Annotated in this window: 12 protein-coding genes and 1 pseudogene; 3 read left to right on the top strand and 10 right to left on the bottom strand. The window is 48.1% G+C overall.

All coding sequences use genetic code 11. The features are described from left to right. Positions 1–20 precede the first annotated feature (20 nt). Positions 21–2,783, bottom strand: coding sequence for a sodium/solute symporter (locus GRF55_RS02325; RefSeq protein ID WP_220368955.1), 2,763 nt, complete (start codon positions 2,781–2,783; stop codon positions 21–23). 12 nt (positions 2,784–2,795) lie between these two features. Then, positions 2,796–3,716: a dihydrodipicolinate synthase family protein gene (locus tag GRF55_RS02320; RefSeq protein ID WP_220368954.1), complete on the bottom strand. Its 921-nt coding sequence runs from the start codon at positions 3,714–3,716 to the stop codon at positions 2,796–2,798. 721 nt (positions 3,717–4,437) lie between these two features. Here GRF55_RS02320 and GRF55_RS02315 point away from each other — a divergent pair. The 3 genes and pseudogenes from GRF55_RS02315 to GRF55_RS02305 form a co-directional block, all read left to right on the top strand. Then, complete coding sequence (locus GRF55_RS02315; protein ID WP_220368953.1) at positions 4,438–4,701, top strand: helix-turn-helix domain-containing protein; 264 nt, start codon at positions 4,438–4,440, stop codon at positions 4,699–4,701. A gap of 3 nt (positions 4,702–4,704) precedes the next feature. Then, positions 4,705–4,878 (top strand): hypothetical protein, encoded by a 174-nt coding sequence (locus tag GRF55_RS02310; RefSeq protein ID WP_220368952.1) that lies wholly within the window; start codon positions 4,705–4,707, stop codon positions 4,876–4,878. A 323-nt stretch (positions 4,879–5,201) separates the two neighbouring features. Beyond that, positions 5,202–5,288, top strand: a pseudogene (locus tag GRF55_RS02305) (6-carboxytetrahydropterin synthase QueD); the annotation flags it as partial. 191 nt (positions 5,289–5,479) lie between these two features. Here GRF55_RS02305 and GRF55_RS02300 read toward each other — a convergent pair. The 8 genes from GRF55_RS02300 to GRF55_RS02265 all read right to left on the bottom strand — a co-directional run bounded on the left by GRF55_RS02300 (position 5,480) and on the right by GRF55_RS02265 (position 17,839). Then, positions 5,480–6,877: a sodium:alanine symporter family protein gene (locus GRF55_RS02300; protein ID WP_220368951.1), complete on the bottom strand. Its 1,398-nt coding sequence runs from the start codon at positions 6,875–6,877 to the stop codon at positions 5,480–5,482. A gap of 27 nt (positions 6,878–6,904) precedes the next feature. Continuing rightward, on the bottom strand, positions 6,905–7,450 hold the full coding sequence (locus GRF55_RS02295; RefSeq protein WP_220368950.1) for an HD domain-containing protein: 546 nt from the start codon (positions 7,448–7,450) through the stop codon (positions 6,905–6,907). Further along, complete coding sequence (locus GRF55_RS02290; RefSeq protein ID WP_220368949.1) at positions 7,447–9,228, bottom strand: oxaloacetate decarboxylase; 1,782 nt, start codon at positions 9,226–9,228, stop codon at positions 7,447–7,449. Before GRF55_RS02290 ends, GRF55_RS02295 begins: the two co-directional genes overlap by 4 nt. Positions 9,229–9,501: 273 nt before the next feature. Next, positions 9,502–11,064, bottom strand: coding sequence for a hypothetical protein (locus GRF55_RS02285; protein ID WP_220369719.1), 1,563 nt, complete (start codon positions 11,062–11,064; stop codon positions 9,502–9,504). 46 nt (positions 11,065–11,110) lie between these two features. Beyond that, complete coding sequence (locus GRF55_RS02280; RefSeq protein WP_220368948.1) at positions 11,111–12,163, bottom strand: M64 family metallopeptidase; 1,053 nt, start codon at positions 12,161–12,163, stop codon at positions 11,111–11,113. A gap of 41 nt (positions 12,164–12,204) precedes the next feature. Continuing rightward, complete coding sequence (locus GRF55_RS02275) at positions 12,205–13,176, bottom strand: hypothetical protein (protein ID WP_220368947.1); 972 nt, start codon at positions 13,174–13,176, stop codon at positions 12,205–12,207. Positions 13,177–13,204: 28 nt separating this feature from the next. Next, a complete protein-coding gene (locus GRF55_RS02270; RefSeq protein ID WP_220368946.1) occupies positions 13,205–14,908 on the bottom strand; it encodes a RagB/SusD family nutrient uptake outer membrane protein in 1,704 nt (567 codons plus the stop codon). Positions 14,909–14,926: 18 nt separating this feature from the next. Next, positions 14,927–17,839 carry a SusC/RagA family TonB-linked outer membrane protein gene (locus GRF55_RS02265; RefSeq protein ID WP_220368945.1) on the bottom strand — a complete coding sequence of 971 codons (2,913 nt, stop codon included), beginning with the start codon at positions 17,837–17,839 and terminating at the stop codon, positions 14,927–14,929. Between the last annotated feature and the right edge of the window lie 10 nt (positions 17,840–17,849).

Raw genomic sequence — 17,849 nt, 5'->3', positions numbered from 1 at the left:
TCTTCATTTTTTATTTAGTTCTATCTATTCAACGTCTTCCACGTCAGTCCCGACTGCTCTTTCTGCTGTGGCATGAAGATGCTGAGGAGAAGGGCGACAAGGACACTGACGAGTATAGAGACAAAGCCGAAAAGGAGGAAGTTTGCCTGGGTATAGAAGTTCATATAGAAGACGGTGGCGGTGCCGCAGAGAAAACCGATGAGGGCAGCGCGCGAGCCGATGCGAGGAAAGAAGATGCCCATCAGGAACAGACCGCCTATGCCGCCACTGAGGAGACCAAGAATCGTGTTGAAGTAGTCGAGAAGTGACTGTATGTCAACTGTTGCCATGAGACAGGCAATGCCCATGCCGAGAAGACCGGCACAGACACCTGCGATGCGGGCGGTGCGGACATCACTGGTTGAACCTTTTTTCCATTTCGACCAGAGGTCCACAGTGAAGGCGGTGGAAATAGAGTTGATATTGGAACCGATGGTTGACATCGTGGCAGCAAAAACGGCGGCAATCAGGAGTCCGGCAACCCCGGAAGGCAGCTGTGATATCATGAAAAAGGGGAAGATGGCATCGCTCTTGTCCATCGTGATATCCAACGCTGCGGGATGTGTCTTGAAGAAGGTGTAGAGCCCTGTTCCGATGGTGAAAAAGACAATGGTGACGATGACAGACATCAGTCCATTGGTCAGGATGCCGCGGGCTGCGCTCTTCTCGTTGGAGGTGGTGAGATAGCGCTGGATGACGGTCTGGTCACTGGTGTAGGAGATGAGGTTATTCGCCAAGCCTCCGAGAATGACCACCCACCATGTGGCATTGACGAAATCGAAAGGTTCCTCGGTGTTAAAGAGGAAGAGGCGGAACTTGTCATGGTCGGTAGCTATCTGCCAGAAGTCGCCGGCTCCGTTGTCACCTGTATTGACGATGAGATAGACGGCTGCGAGAACGGCTCCTCCCACAAGGATGATGCCCTGAATGACATCGCCCCAAATGACAGCCTCCACACCACCCATGCTGCAATAGAGAATGGTAATCAGTGCCATGAGCGCTATACACATATAGATATTGATGCCGGTGACGGCGGTCATTGCCAGTGACGGCAGGAAAAGGACGAGAGCCGTGCGGGCTATCATGAAAACAATGAAGAGGATGGATGCCATGACGCGCGTAGCACTATTGAAGCGGCGCTCCAAATATTCGTATGCTGTCGTGACGTTCAAGCGACGGAAGAAAGGGAGATAGTATCTGATGACGGGAAGTGAAACGAGCAGGATGCAAATCTGCATGGGATAGTAGGTCCAGTCGGTGGCGTAGGCTTTGGCGGGGATGCTCATATAGGTAATCGCAGACAGCATCGTGGCAAAGATGCTGATACCTGCAGCCCACCAAGGAATGCGACCGCCGCCTTTGAAAAAATCGTCACTGGAGTTGCTGGCGCGGCGCATAAAATAGAAGCCGAGATAGACCATGGCAAGGAGATAGAGGATGAGGACGGTCCAGTTGAGCCAGCCGAAATGGGCGTCGTAGCTGACATCGACACGGGTGACGTCTGAGGAACGGACACCCGGTTTTTCTTCGCCGCCGATAACGAGGGCGGAGAAGGAACCTGCCCGGGAACCGACAGGTATGACACCTGCGCCAGCACGGGCAAGAAGAGGACTGTCTGCAATCTCTGTCCAAGAGTCGGTAATGGTATGATAGACGAGTATGCTACGACGGAACTTGTACCATGCAGGGGATTGGGTCATGTAATTGTGTGCCTCTTCACGCAAATCTACGAGGCGCTCTGCCGTCTGACTGGCGGTATCAGCAAGGAGGGCATTGCGCTGGAGGGCACTTTCAAAAACGCCTTTGTCCACACCGCCGAAAAAGAGGATGTGGGCTGCACCTGACGGGACAGCGGCGGCACCCACCAAGGCTGATTTTTTCATAGGACTCGTGGCACACCAATTCTTTTTGCGTGCATCATAACAGATGCCACCGGTGGCGACCTTCTGAGTACGCGGATCATAGCCTCCAAATAGGTAAAAGTTGCTGCCGACGGCACCTTTCTGCACGGCAGCGGTGGGCTGCACGCGGGCAGGACCTGGCAGACGGGGCAATTCCTCCCACCCGGCACCTCTTTGTGAATCAAACCAGGAAGCGGGTAAGGGCCATTTCAAGCGGAAAGCCTTATGGTTGGGAACGCCATCGTGCTGACCTCCAGCCACATAGATGTAACCATCGCCAAAGGCGGCGGCGAAATTGTCGAGAGACACGGGAAGGGGCGGCAGGGAACGACTGATGAACTTGCTGTTCTTATCAAACGCCAAAAGGGCTGCAAAACGCTCACTATGACGACCGTCAGTCGTGCCTCCTAAGCAGACGATTCCTTCCGGTGTCGTGACGCTGGCACCATAGGCTAATGCAGCAGGCAGCGAGCCGATGTGCTTCCATGTCGGAGAGTTGCTTCCGGAGGTTGCCACTTCGGATGTAGCAGTGCCATGCGAAGAGACTTCATCGAGCGCAATAGCATAGATGTCTGCATAGAAAACCTTCTGTCCGCCTTCAGCAGCCGGAACGCCGGGGAAATTGCAACCGCCAGCCACCAATATGCTGTGCGAGGTGGTCGCAGCATTCTTGGGCACGGTTCCTACAAAAGCACCACTTACTCCCTGTCCGCCAAAAGCAGACAGCGGGCTCGCAGGAGTAAACGTGACGGTGTTGAAACGGCGGGAGGGAATATCGTCGCCGGCGAGCAGACACAAGGGAATCAGTGCTGCCAACAGGAAAAGGAGGAATCGTTTCTTCATCTACACCTTCCGCTACTTATTGCAATGGTTGAAGAAGTCGATAGCCTCGAGTTCCTTGCGGAGCTGAGCCTCTTCTTCAGGGGTGATATTCTGGAATGGGGTGCGATTGGGACCAAGGTCGAGTCCTATCAGCTTCATGATACGCTTGCCCCCCACGATGTTGCCTCGGAAGTGGCAGATGACGTCGATGACGTCCTGGGCGTAGTTCTGAAGGGCGCGGGCTTTCTCCAGGTTGCCCTCCTCCCATGCTTTGAGAATGCCGGTGAGGCAGCGTCCGTTGTAGTTCGTTGTGCCACCGATGCCGCCTTGTGCGCCGCCCATAGCCAGACAGGGCAGAATGGTTTCGTCCTGACCGTGGAGCATGTCGAACTTGCCGTCCTTATAGCGACGGCAACGATTGTACTCGTAGAGGCTCTCGAAGGTGTATTTGATACCTGCAAAATTGGGGATGCGACCATCTACCGCCTGAAGGAAGTCGTACATGGAAAGGAAAGCGCCGTTGAAGGCTGGGATGTGGTAGAAATAAAAAGGCAGGCTGGGAGCGCCACAGGCAATCTCCTCGCAGTATTTCACCAGTTCCTCGATGCGTCCCACCTTGGGGAAGGGAGGCGCCATCGCACCGATACCGAAGGCTCCTATCGCCTGAGCATGCTCAGCCAGTCGCCGGGAAGAACGGACACAGGTGCTGCCCACGTGGACGATGACCTTGAAGTCGGTGAAATCTTTAGTGGCATCCATCCATGCTTCGGCTATCTGTATACGCTCTTCCTCTGTAAGCATGTAGCCTTCGCCACTGGAGCCATTGATGAATACGCCTTTCAAACCATTGCGCTGCAACATGGCAGCATATTCGGGAATGACGGTAAGATTGATGCTGCCATCGGCAAGCATCGGGGTAAAGGGGGCGTCGATGAGACCTTTAATTTTCTCCATGTTTATCCTTTCTGTGAAATTTGTTTTACTTTTTACCTGTTCATGTATAGGTGCAAAGGTATGAATCTTTCTTGTATTTGCCAACAAATTTACGGATTTTATTTGCCCATTTCCGACGAGGCGAACAAGAAAGCGGTTTTGTATATTTATGCAGGGGATGCGGTTCGGATGGACGTTTTGCAAACACCTGTGTTTCAGTGCGTTAAATATGCGTTTCCAAAAGTTCAACTTTTAGCTTGCAAAAGTTGAACTTTTAGGCGGTGAAAGTTGAACTTTCAAGACGCAAAACTTCAACTTTTGGAAAGTGAAAGTTCAACTGCATATTTATACGCCCTTTTCTGTATGTTTATGCAAGCATAAAGGAGCCCCACCCTAACCCTCCCCGAAATGGGGAGGGAACGCCTGACGGTAAGCAAAACAAACGCTAATCACAATCATCCCACCACGAAAAGATGACGCTTTCGCCGATTCAATCGCTGAAGCTTACTTCACTATTTTCCGGCGAAATCAAGAAAAAACAAAACCTAAAAGCATCGCTTTTTTTACTTTCAAAAAGAAAATAATTATCTCTGCAACAGCAAATTACGTAATATAGGTTTTAACCTACTTATCATAAAAGGCGGTATAAACTTTATTAAGGACTGTGTGCTTATTTAATTATTTTAGTTAATAATAATTAAGGACTTCATAAATCTTAGTTATTATTCATATCTTTGTATATATGGACGTAAAAAAGATTATAAGGGAAAAGGGGTTTACTATTGCCCAAATAGCAAAAAAAATGGGGGTTACAGATATGAGCCTCTATCAGACATTGGACGGAACGCCAAATCCGACAGTTAAGACTTTGCAGCGTATAGCAGAAGTTATTGGTTGTAATGTAGGTGACTTCTTCTTAGATGAGTTAGAAAATAGTTCCTTTAAAAATGGGACTCTAACTATCAATGGAAAAGAATATGACGTACTTTTAAAAGAAAGGAAGTAAAATATGAAAAAAGATTTTTTTGAGAAAATAAATAAACCTACCCCAAATGGTGGTTTGTATGCTGTAGTGTTTTTTAAAGATAAGAATCATAACCCTTGCACTAAAGAAGAAGCTATTCATTATGAGATTATAGAATACAATGAATTTGATGTGCCAATTTTCAGAACTTATGCTTAATTTTTAATTAGTTTTCTAAGATAAGCATATCTATTAGGAAATACTTCTGACAAAAATTTTCTTTGAACACAAAATAATTTACAAGATTCTGCAAAATCTTCGGATTCGCTATTTAGTTTTAACCTACTTATCATAAAAGGCGGTATAAACAATATCGTAAAATAAAATAAGGAGTGCTTAACACTCCTTAGAAAGATGGGTAGGATTCGAACCTCCGATATACCGCTCTGTTTAAAGAGAAGCCCCGCTTCCAGTGCGACCATCATCTTTAACTACAAAGATATGAAAAATATTATATAAACATTAAAAAAAGGAGAAAAATTATGTATTACGTATCAAAAAGAATGGAAATTGCTGGGAGCCATAGTCTCTCCCTCTCCTACCCGAGTAAGTGTGAAAATTTGCACGGGCAGTTTTAACCTACTTGTCATAAAATGTTTAAACTCAAATTGAACAAATATACAGAAAAGAAGAACTCATAGAAGAAATAGTTAGAATTTTGAAGAATAAGAGAACAGGGGACTCTGTTTTAACCTATCATAAAGGTATTATAAACCAGAAAAAGGACGGCAAATCCCGTCCGTCTTGCGCCGGCGCAAGGTTATTCCCAACAATCGAGTTTATCTTCCAATTCAGGTATCTGACTGCGATGGAATACGGGCTCTTTGATGCCCTTCCGCTTCTGCTGGCGATAGTCTTCCAACAGACGATACACATATTTGCCTAAGAGGACGATGGCAAGGAGGTTGCATGCCGTCAGAAGTGCCAGAAAGAAATCGACAATGTTCCATGCCAAGTCAAAGCTGGCGAGGGCGCCGAACATCACCGTCACGCCACCGGAGAAAAGTCGGAAAAGTGTCATGACCTTAGGACTGGACGTAATGAAGCGGATATTTACCTCACCATAATAGTAGTTGCCGATGATGCTGGAATAAGCAAAGAAAAAGATGGCTATTGCCACAAAGAATGGTCCGAAGCTACCCACTTCAGCCTGAAGCGACGACTGCGTCAGCGCAATGCCGTTCAACTCGGTCGTCTGATAGATGCCGCTGATAAGGATAATGAACGCCGTGCATGAGCACACTAACAGCGTATCGGTAAAGACGCCGAGTGCCTGAATGAGTCCCTGTTTCACAGGATGGGTCGTCGTTGCCGTAGCCGCAACGTTAGGCACGCTGCCTTCTCCTGCCTCGTTGGAAAAGAGTCCGCGCCTTATGCCTATCATGATTACAGCCCCTATGCTGCCGCCCGCCACCTGTTCGAACCCGAAGGCATTCAAGACGATGAGTTTCAGCACATTCGGAACCTGGTCGATATTGATGATGATAATCACCAACGCAAGTAACACATAGCCGACTGCCATGATTGGCACTAAGATGGAGCTGACAAAGGCTATTCGCTGAATACCGCCAAAAATAATCAGCAGCGTCATAAGCGTCAAGGCTATTCCCACCCACAGAGGCGACCATCCAAATGCCTCTTCCATGGCGCCACAGATGGTGTTTGCCTGAATGGAAATACTGGCAAACCCAAATTGAATCGCAATGAGTACGGCAAACAATATTGCCATCCAACGCAGACGCAGCCCGCGCTGGATGTAATAGGCTGGTCCGCCGATGAACGAATCTTTGTGCTTCTGCTTAAAGAGCTGTGCCAGTGTTGATTCCACGAAGGCACTGGCTGCACCAATGAGTGCGATAACCCACATCCAAAATATCGCTCCAGGGCCTCCGACTGCGATGGCAGTAGCGACACCTGCGAGATTGCCTGTACCTACACGAGTTGCCACGCTGACGGCAAATGCCTGAAAGGAGGAAATGTGCTTCACTCCTTTTGTCGTGCTGACAACCGACTCGGTGAGCAGTCGGAACATCTCGCCCACCATACGGAATTGCACGAAGCGCGTGCGCCAGGTAAACCATAGTCCGCACCCGACAAGCGCCCATATCAGCGCATAGCTCCATATCACGTCATTTGCTGCTGTAATCCATTCGTTCATATTGCAAAAATAAGTTGTTTCTTGTAGTTAAGCAAAGAGTTGTTTCCAGTGGCGGAAGCGCCGGAGCCCTTCCTCTCCGAACTTGGCGAGGCTGCGCTCTGCCTGACCGATGGTCTTCTCCTGCTCGAGACGTGTCTTGGAGAAGAACTTGTCGGCATAGCAGATGAGTTGTTCTTCGAGGGTTTCGGGCAGATAGTCCTGTTGTGGCAATGGCAGGTTTTGCGAAACGATGTCCTGACGCGACAGTCCTGCTCCCGTGTGGCGCTCACAGACCCGTGCGTGGCGTTCCAGTCCCTCGCTGCGCAACATGGCTGCGCCAAGTATTCCGTGACGGATATAGGGCTCGGTGCCGAAACATTCGATTCCGGGCGCGTCGCAACGGATGATGCCGATATCATGGAGCATGGCTGCCTCCTCTACGAACTGACGGTCGAGCGCCATTTCTGGGTGGGCATCAACTATTCGGAGAGCCTTTTGTGCGACAGCGCGTGAATGAACAAGGAGGATGCGCTTGAGTGCGCTATCCTCCTTGCCGTAAAGTTTCTCAATTATATGAATATAATCTACGTTCATGCTTCTTCGTGCGGACGTTCGATGTAAGCAATTACTTCGCCTTTCTGAACGTGTGCGCCGCGCTTAGCCTTAATTTCCACGAGTTTGCCTCCGAGCGCTGCGGGAACGGGCATAATCTCGCTCCACGGTGTCTGGATATAGCAGAAAGGTTCGCCCTCCTTATATTCCTTACCGATGAACGGCTCTACGGTTGGCTCCTGTTCGCCGTCGCCATTGAATTCCCAGTAGATTTGTCCCTTGACGGGCGATACGATAGCGTCTGCCTTGGCGTGCTTGAATTCGGAGATTTGCTCCGGCGTCAGCGTGTTGCCCAGTTTTGCGTCCTTTGCTTTCTGCAGGTCTTCGAGGAAGTTTTTCTTCGCCTGTCCGCTCTTGTAGTTGCGATACTGCTCGGGGTGCATAGCGAGTTCGTAGAGTTCCTCGTCGTCCTTTCCGTAATCCCATCCGTTCTCGTCCATTTCCTTGCGGAAGTCGTCGAGTGCGTTCGGAATGAGTGTACGCGGGTCTGCATCGGTAAATTCGCGTCCCTGCTTAGCTGCAAGGTCTTTGAGTTCCTGGTCGATTTCGCCCGGTATGCGTCCGCTCTTGCCGAGAATCATTCCCCACATCGAGTCGTCCATCATGACGAAGCGTCCCTTGCCTTGTGCCATGGTGAGCAGGTTCATGAGGGCGATGTTCTTCACATACTGGCTGAACGGTGTCACGAGTGGTGGATAACCTACGCGCGGCCATACGTATTCAACCTCATTGAACAGCTTCACGAGCATGTCGTCGGTAGAGAGTTCGGGCTCGCCTTTTGCTTTCAGCGTATTGTTGATCACCTTGTGGATACCTGCAAGGTCTGCCATCATCGAGCCCATCATGCCGCCGGGAAGTCCCGAGCCGAGCAGGAGCGAGCTCATGTGCTTGTTGCCTGGGTTGATGAAGTAGCCGAGCCAGTCGTCGATGAACTCCTGGGTCAGTGAGCGCGCCTTCATGTAGGCGTTCATATTGATTTCCTTCACTTCGAAACCTTCGTTCTTCAACATGCTCTGCACGGAGATGATGTCTGGGTGAACTTTACCCCAAGACAGCGGTTCGATAGCGGTATCGATTACGTCGGCACCGTTGTTGCAGACTTCCAGGATGGATGCCATTGACAGACCGGGACCAGAGTGACCGTGATACTGGATGATGATATCGGGATGCTTGTCCTTGATGGCTTTGGTCAGTTTTCCGAGCAATGCGGGCTGTCCGATACCTGCCATGTCCTTCAGACAGATTTCCTCAGCACCTGCCTCGATGCACTGTTCAGCGATGTTGCTGTAATACTCTACCGTGTGAATTGGCGAAGTGGTGATACAGAGTGTTGCCTGCGGGGTCATGCCGGCAGCCTTTGCCCATTTCACGGAAGGAATGATATTGCGGACATCGTTCAAGCCGCAGAAGATACGAGGGATGTCCACGCCCTGTGCGTGCTTCACCTTGTACTGCAACTCACGCACATCGTCGGGAACGGGATACATACGCAATGCGTTCAAGCCGCGGTCAAGCATGTGGGTTTTGATGCCCACTTCGTTGAACGGCTTACAGAATGCGCGCACTGCGTCATTAGGGTTCTCACCGGCAAGAAGATTTACCTGCTCGAATGCACCACCGTTTGTCTCCACGCGGTCGAACACTCCCATATCAATGATTACCGGAGCGATACGCTCCAACTGGTCTTTCAGCGGCTGAAACTTGCCGGAAGACTGCCACATGTCTCGATAAACGAGACTGAACTGAATTTTCTTTTTCATTTATTTGTTTTTCTATAAGTTTATTTTTATGGTGCAAAAGTATAGAAAAAAAAACAATTATCACATCATTCTCCTGTTTTTTTTCACAAAAACATCAAAACTTCCTTTTTTTGGCGGATATTTGTAAGCTTATTTGCCGATTTTGCTTTCAGATATTGATTTGTTTGGGGAAAACGGATAAGGGAGTGTGGGATGGAATGGGATAAAAAATACTGCAACGAACAATTTTAGGAAATCGTTCGTTGCAGTATTGGAAATTGTTTTACCGGTTGCTTATTTGAAGACTACTTTTTTGCCGTTGACGATATAGATGCCTTTTTGTGGTGTCTGTACTCGCCGTCCCTGCAGGTCGTAGATGATATTGTCTTTTACGGCTGGTTTGACGGGAATGTCCCTGATGGCTGTTGTGGATTCTTTTTTCAGATAGAATGTCACGTAGTCTGCTCTGAATTGTATCTGCGCGCTTGTTGTTCCTTGCAGTGTGAACTGTGTTGTTGTGAGGTCCATGTATTCTGGTGTGGGGTAGGCTTCTTGCGGCCATGTCCAGCTGATGCCTCCATCGGCTACGAGTGTTGCCGATGCGTTGTGGCTGTATGGGTATGCCAAGCGTACGTACACGAGGCTGTATCCATCTTTGACGTTTACGGTAAAGGTACGGTTGTTGGCATAGAAATAGACGGCATTGCTTGCTGCCACGGCTGTGCCTGCTCCTCCGTTGAACCAGAAGTTGTAGCGGCTGGTTCCTGTGAGTGACACTACGCTATCGTTTGATATCCATGTTTTGAGGTATTTGGCGTATGTGCTGTCATCGTATGGATCGGAGAAGGTTCCGTCTGCGAGTGTGTAGGTGACGTAGGTATCGCCTCCGCCGGAACCACCTCCACTGCTTTCAGTCTCGTAGGTGACGGTCATATATCCGTCGTAGATCCAGACTGTTCCTGCAGTTCCGCTGACGGTAAAGGTGGTTGATGTGGCATTGACATTGTTGACGGTGAGTGTGGAGGCGTAGGCACCGCTGGGCACGGTTAGTGTGCTTCCGTCTTCTGCTGTAATAAGTCCTTCACCGTCGTATCCGTAGGGTTGGCTGATGGTGTAGCTTTTGATTTTTCCTTCTGCGGCAGTGATGGTGTAGGTTCCTTCTTCGAGAATGTACCATTTGTTGGTATTATCGTAGAAGCTAGTTCCAGATGTTCCGATAATGGTTATGTTGCCGTCACTGCTGGTCCATGTTTTGTAATAGACGGAGTTGTCGGGCATGGTGGTGGGGGTGGAGAAGGTGCCTCCTGTTGCAAAGTTGACTGTGGTTGTGGTGGTTTCTCCGCTGCCTCCTCCGCCTGTATTGTTTACGTCGACGGTTGTGACGAAATAGTCATAAGATACAGCCATATATGGGTCGTCGCCTGTTGCACTGATTCGGAATGTGGTTGTTGTGTTGTTGATTGTTTTTTCGATGTTGAAGCTTGACCATGTTCCTGTTGTGATTTGTGTGGCTGCATTGCTTGCATCGTAAAAAACAACTTCGGATGATGTGTCGCCGCTTTTCCCTCCCCGCGGGTTGTTGATGGCATAGGAAACGATGTTGTTTCCTTCGGTGACTGTCATGGTGTATGTGGCTTCATAGAGGCATACTCTGGATGTACCTATTGGATAGAATGAGTATTCGGAGCTGCCTTCGATTTTGAGGACGCCGTCGTTGCTGGTCCATGTTTTGTACCAACTGTCGGTTGGATTGCTGAATGTTCCGTCTGATGGGAACTTGTATCCCACTTGTGTTGCCATGGCGCTTTGTGTAAACAAGGCGACGAGCAGGGTTAATAGTACATAAAACTTTTTCATAAGTTGATTGTTTTTAATGGTTAGTATTAATGGTTAGTATAGTTTTTTAGTCGCGATGGGCTTTGTCGAAGGTTTTGAATTCTTCGACTGTAGGGATTCGTCCTTCGCCGATGAGCATCGTACGCAGATAGATGGCATAGCGCGATGGAGCATTGAATGTCACGTCGCCTTCTGTGTCGCGCATGATGGAATTGGATGTTGCCCGGTAGTATCCTGCGCGGTAGTAATGGGCTCCTTCGTAGAACCCGAGGTCTTCGGTGGCGTAATCGGGGTCATCGATGAATGCTTCCCATGGCAGGTCAGCATTTCGCGTAGCGTATCCTGCTATGTTGTAATACCAATATTTAGGCCAGTAGAAGCTGCTGACCAAACGGCGGTAGGAAGCAGACACTGATGCGTGTGCATCATCGTTATATGCATATTCGTCGGCTAGTTTGGCAAAGGCGTGTCCTACGGTTTCGTGCTGGATGACGTTTTTGAATTTCTGCCCGTCGATGCCGTCGGCATGGAGTGCTGTGTAGGCATAGGATATCAACTGATTGTAGTCGGAGGTTTCTCCTGCATGCCATGGGTAGTAGGTTACTCCCCCATATTCGTGTGAATTGATGACAATGCTTGCCAGGGTGTTCATTGGATCATAATCTGGCAGTTTCATGACATATTGTTTTGCCTTTTGTGTCATGATGGAGCCTGACGGTGTTCCGTTCACTCCGTTGTCATAGACCATGCATCCCATGGCACTTTGTCCGTCAAGTGCGGAGTTCATTGACACGGCTGTGATATAATACACATTGAAGTATTCTTGCAATGCTTTCATGGGCTGTGACAGGAACAGATAGCTGGCTGCTTTTCGCATAGCCTCATCATAGGAACCGTCAATTATGCTTTGTACGGTATATCCGTCGCCAAGCATTACGATGTTGATGCCTTCTCCCTTGGTGGCTTTTTGTATTTCGACTATCTTTCCGTCGTATTCTGCCCGGAGGTCAATGCCTTCAATAACTCCAGTATCCAAGCCGTCGTCTTTTTCGTTACAAGCGGCAACGACTATGAGTAACAACAGGAGTTTCCATATTTGTCTTAAAACATTATTTTTCATGATGTCTCTATAGTTTTGATTGTGATTCTTCAGTCATTTCGCTATGGTGTGACAGAGGGTTTTGAGATGTTGGTTCTCTCCCATTCTTGCTGTTCTTCTTCCGACAGTCCTTCGGGACGGAATTTCAAGTACATTGAGACGTAGGAGCCTTCTGTGCTCTCAGCTGTTGTCTGGAATGCGCCCAGTGTGATGAGAATACGATCGGTCGATGGATAGTAGCGTCCGTAGCCCCTGTAGGTTCCTGATCCGTTGAAGATATTCATCGAAGTAATGTTGATGGGATAGTCATCGCCCCATGGATTGAAAGAAAGATAACTGTCGTTTGTCATGTAGGTGAGATAGAGGAAATGTCCGTAATCGGCATAGTAGATGTATGGCTCGAAGCCATAGGCGGATACTGTCACATAGTTTTCGGAGTCAATGGATATTCGCAATCCCAGACCTGAGCGGCAGAAGTTCTGGATGACATAATTGCCTTGCTCCAGCTCGTACACGTCTTCTCCCCACCACCCGAGTTTGTTCGTGGTATAGCCGCTCACGTAAACCTGGGCTCTGCGCTGACGTGCAAAACTGATAAGTCCTTTGAAGTAGCTCGTTCCGTCTAAGTTTGCGTAAGGATCCACTTCGTCACCTTCCAAGCGTATTTCAAAATTGAAGCTGTCGCCCGTAGTTGCTGTGGATGGTACACCGATTTTCAATATGGCTTCTGTCTCCCCGTCGATAAAGCTGACACTTCCAGGAATCGTCAATCCTTCGCTGGCAGATATCACTTTCACGGGAACGGTTAATGCTCCGGTGGCAATTTCACGTTTCACGACAAGGTCGAGCCCGCCGCCTGAAGCGAGAGCTATTGACGGATTATTGCCGGCAAAATGCACTTGCTGGCATCCCTCCTTTACGGCTGGTCCCGGCTCCCATCCGTCATCTGACGATGATGAACAGGCTGTCATCACTAGGCATATGCCAATAACGGCACAAAAGCCTGACAGGTAAGATAAAATATTCTTATACATATTATTCATTTTTTCAGTGTTAACGGTTTTACTCATGATAGCCCGAAGGGTCGGGGTTGTTTACAATAGCGGTATTATATCGTTCTTCAGTCTGTGCAATGACCAGATTCATCCATGGAGCGACGTATCCTTCCTTGGAATGGAAACGATATGCCTCCGGATGGTTAGAGCCGATATAGTCGCGCTCAACCGATCGGCAAGTGCGCTTATAATCCCATATAACGACACCTTCGCCCCAGAATTCAATGCGTTTCTGGTCAAGTACCTCTGTAATAAAATCTTCTAACGTACTTGACGAACTTGTATAGGACCCATTTTTATAACGATATTGATTCAAGAAGTTGACTAATACCATTTTTCCGTTAGCAAGTCCTTTAGTCCGAGCAGTAGCTTCCGCATTGATGAGATACATCTCTTCAACACGCATCAGTGGGATATCTACAGCGCATCCGACTTTATAGTCATCACCATTGCCTGATCCCGGGCGAAACTTAAAACCTGTCAGTGCTTTGAAATTTACCCAGACATCACTGCTGTAAAGAGTCTTATACTTGCTATAGCCTGCTGTTGAACCAGCATCTTCTGTGGCAATCCATGTGTAATAGCGCCAGTCGTCTTGGGGAATTTTACTATAGATCTTAACATCAATCATCCTATTGGCAAAATAGTTGCTGTTAGCTACACCGAACATGGCTTCGGGAGCAAGGAATCCTGTATAGCTTTTCCAACTTTCGGTCACATCTTCAGTTCCATACTGCACTGCCCACATCCAGGCATCGTTTGCTTCGTTAAATCCCGTTTTGATGTCAAACCACTGGTTCTCGGTCAGTGGTGTATAAGCCAGCGCCATTGCCCATTCTGAATATTTGCGAGCCTGCTCATAACAATCCTGCACTGATTGCACATTCAGTTTATCGTATTTTTTCAAATCAGCATCATCTTCATGGGCAATCTGTTCGGTCAGGTCTTCAGGTTTCTGCTCAAAGCGTGAAGCGATTTCCAGCCACATACGGGCTTTCAAACCATAAACCACGCCAATACCGGCATCATTCTTACGCGAAGGCATGTAGCCCTGCAGATAGAACTCTGCCTTATTAAGGTCGGTCATAATAAACCTATACATTGTATAAAATGGCACGCGCGGATTGTTGCGAGCTTCGAGCTCAGTCGTATATTCATCAACGATAGGCACCGTAACATTAAAGACTGCCGCATCGTCAAGTTCAGGATAACCTGTCGCCTTGAACTCATAAAGACGTGTCATGTCCATATAAGCCAAAGCCCGGTAGCAAAGAGCATTGCCAATGCGGTGCAAATCATCTAACGACGACTCTGCCGAAGGATTGGCAACCGCCAGCGTGAGATTGGTTTTCTGAATAAGGTTGGCATAAAAGCGCCAAGGCTCAGAAGACACACCATACGACTTACCTAAATAGGTGCCTTGCGACCACCAGCTGAAATAGTCGTAACTTGTTGATTGTATAGGTATCTCAGCACACATGGCATCACTGACAATCATGAGACCAGGGTAGCCGCAATTATAATCCAGTCCGCTGGAATATCCATAGAACATGGCGCGCTTGACGGCAGCACTTAACAGGGCAAGTCTTGATTCTGACTCGTTGAGCTGTTCCTGCGTAAAACCTTGCGATGGATAAACCTGCTCAAGGCAGCTTGTAAGCAAGGGTGAAGACAGGCAAACTGCTAATGTGAGTTTTATTATCTTTTTCATATTCAAATGCTTTTGAGGTTAGAATTTGAGTGAGATACCACCTGAGATGGTACGCATAGGTGAATAGCTGCTTACACTTGGTGAGCCGCTGAGTGAACTGCGCGGGTCAAGTCCTTTTCGCTTTGACCAGTAGCCCACATTGTCGCAGCTCACATACACACGGACACTTGAGAGTTGTGCTGCCTTCAGCCATTTCGCAGGAAATGTGTATCCGACACTGATGTTTTTGAAAGTAAACACACTGCCATTAACCAAGAACCGGTCGCTTGTGGCTGAAACATCTTCATCACCGAACTGCCAACGGGGAACATCCGTATTTGGATTTTCCGCTGTCCAAGCCTTCAACAAGTCTTTGTGGAAAGAAAAGCCTGTCGCGCTGGTGTAAGGATTCATCATCAGATTCTGATAACCAGAGTCCAGCACCTTTCCACCAATCGAATAGAGGAAGTTTGCAGTAAGGTCAAAGCCATAGGCTGTTACTGTTGTTCCAAAACCGCCATAGAAATCAGGGTTAGGATCACCGCACAGCATCCATGTTGCCGAGTTGATGTCGTTAGTCCGTGTCTCTTCACCCGTTGACGAGTTCACACGGCGCCATGTTGATTCTCCTTTTTCATTCACACCTGTATATTGGGGCATATACCATGTGTTGATGGGTAAGCCCTCGCCATAGAAGCGATAACCACTCGTATAGCCCTGATGCCCGTCCAAGGTGGCATTTCGCTTTTCTTCAGGCAGGAAAGTAATCTCATTCTTATTGTGTGAGATATTAAAATTGACAGACCAATTAATGTTTCTTGCACGAATAATCTCCGCATTCAAATCGAGCTCAACTCCGCTATTTACCAAGTCACCGATATTATCGTAATAACCGGCATATCCTATTGACGGAGGAGCTGTAAAATAAAGCAACATATCGGTGGTCTTGCGCCTGTAATATTCTATGCTTCCCGAAAGACGCTTCTTGAACAGTTCAAACTCAAAACCTGTATTAAAGTTGGTGTTTGTCTCCCATGAAATCTTACGACTACCTTTCGACGAGAAAGTTGCTGCTCCTTCCCCATCCACGGTGTCAAACCGATAGTAGTTCGTATAATAATAATTGCTCGAGAGGTTGTCGTTACCTTGCTGACCGAAACTCGCCTTGAACTTGAGCATATCCACGAATGAACTCTTAAACCAGTTTTCTTTGGTCATAATCCATGCACCGCCGAACGACCAGAAATTTCCCCAGCGATGTGAGGGATGGAAACGTGATGTACCATCGCGACGGAATGAGAAGGAGCCAAAATATTTATTGTCATAATCATACAGACCACGCACGAAATAGCCCTCAACGTTATATACCGACTTATGACCCGTAATGCCGTCGTCCGTAATTGCACCATCAAGTTCAATATTCGTGTCGTATGCCAATATGTTTGTCCTGCTACCACTCAGCGTGGTCGAGTTATTGCGGGTGTACTCATGTCCCAACAACAGCGAAATAGTATGCTTGCCGTAACTGTGGGTCCAGTTCAACAACTGCTGCGTGTTGAGCGCATAAGTGCGATAGTGGCTCGTACTTACATAGCCTCCCATTGAAATATAATAGCCATAGTAAGGATTCACTGCCGACTGCGAACGATTCTCCGTGTTATAGATATTGATATTGAACGTCGCCTTGAAATCCTTCAAAAAAGTAATATCCGCATAACCGGAAATTCCGAAACCATTACTGCTGTTCACATTCTTATTAAGCACATCCGCCTGAAGGCTGTTACTGTTTTTCTGCGTGGGACGTACGATTCCATTGACAAAACCATTACCCCAGTCATACATTTTTCCATGCTCGTCCGTCATGATGTTTCCATTGCCGTCACGGATATAAAGGGGAAATATAGGAGCAATGCTATGCGCCGCCTCAAATGCCGACGACCCCGTATGACTTTCATGATGCGTATAAGTCACATTAGTTCCTACTTTCAACCAAGGTCTCGCTTGATAATCAGCTTTCATCCTACCCGTATAACGTGAATATTCCGAACCGTAAGTAAGACCCTCATTTGAAAGATAACCCATGCTTGCATAAAACTGGAATTGGTCAGTTCCGCCATTCAGGCTCGCCGTGTATTCCTGTCGGAAACCGTCACGGATACCCTCCTTCCTCCAGTCATCCGGATAGAGCATGAACTCTTGCCCCCGATAGCTATAGACATTGCCCAACGTGGCATTCGGATTCAGACGACCATTTTCGCCGATGAGCATCTGCCCTTCAGGAACCTTATATATAATATAGCCCAATCCACCGTACGTCTCATCTCTTGACAATGTCTGATTCGCATTGCGGAAAGCATCGCCACCAGACTGCCCCATCCTGTTGACAAAATAATTATAGAGAGCCATATACTGCATTTCATAATACTGACCGGGATTCGAAATGCGGTCATAGTCCACCCGCGCATCGTGGTTGACACCCCATCGGGCATCCATAGAGATAACTGCCTTTCCACGTTTAGCGCTCTTCGTCGTAATCAGAATAACACCGTTGGCACCACGAGCACCATACAACGAATTTGATGCCGCATCCTTCAAAACGCTCACACTCTCAACATCCGCAGGATTGATGTCGTTGTAATAACCATTGTAAGGTAAGCCATCCACAATAATAAGCGGTGACGAGCCTGCATTGATAGAACTGATACCGCGAATACGAATAGCGGGATCGCCACCGGGACTGTTGCTCTCCGCAATCTGAACACCCGCCACCTGACCATTTAGCGCATTCAGCACACCCGTCACCTGGCGCTCAGCTATCTTATCCGCTTTCAAAACACCCGCAGAACCTGTAAACGATTCGCGTTTCTGCTTTCCGAAGGCCACGACGATGACCTCTTCAAGTGAGTTAGCCGAAGGGTCAAGCACCACATCAACCACTGCTCGCAGAGCCACTTCCTGACTT

It is taken from the genome of Prevotella sp. Rep29, from assembly GCF_019551475.1.
Lineage (GTDB): Bacteria > Bacteroidota > Bacteroidia > Bacteroidales > Bacteroidaceae > Prevotella.
This window is presented reverse-complemented; position numbering and strand designations above follow the sequence as displayed.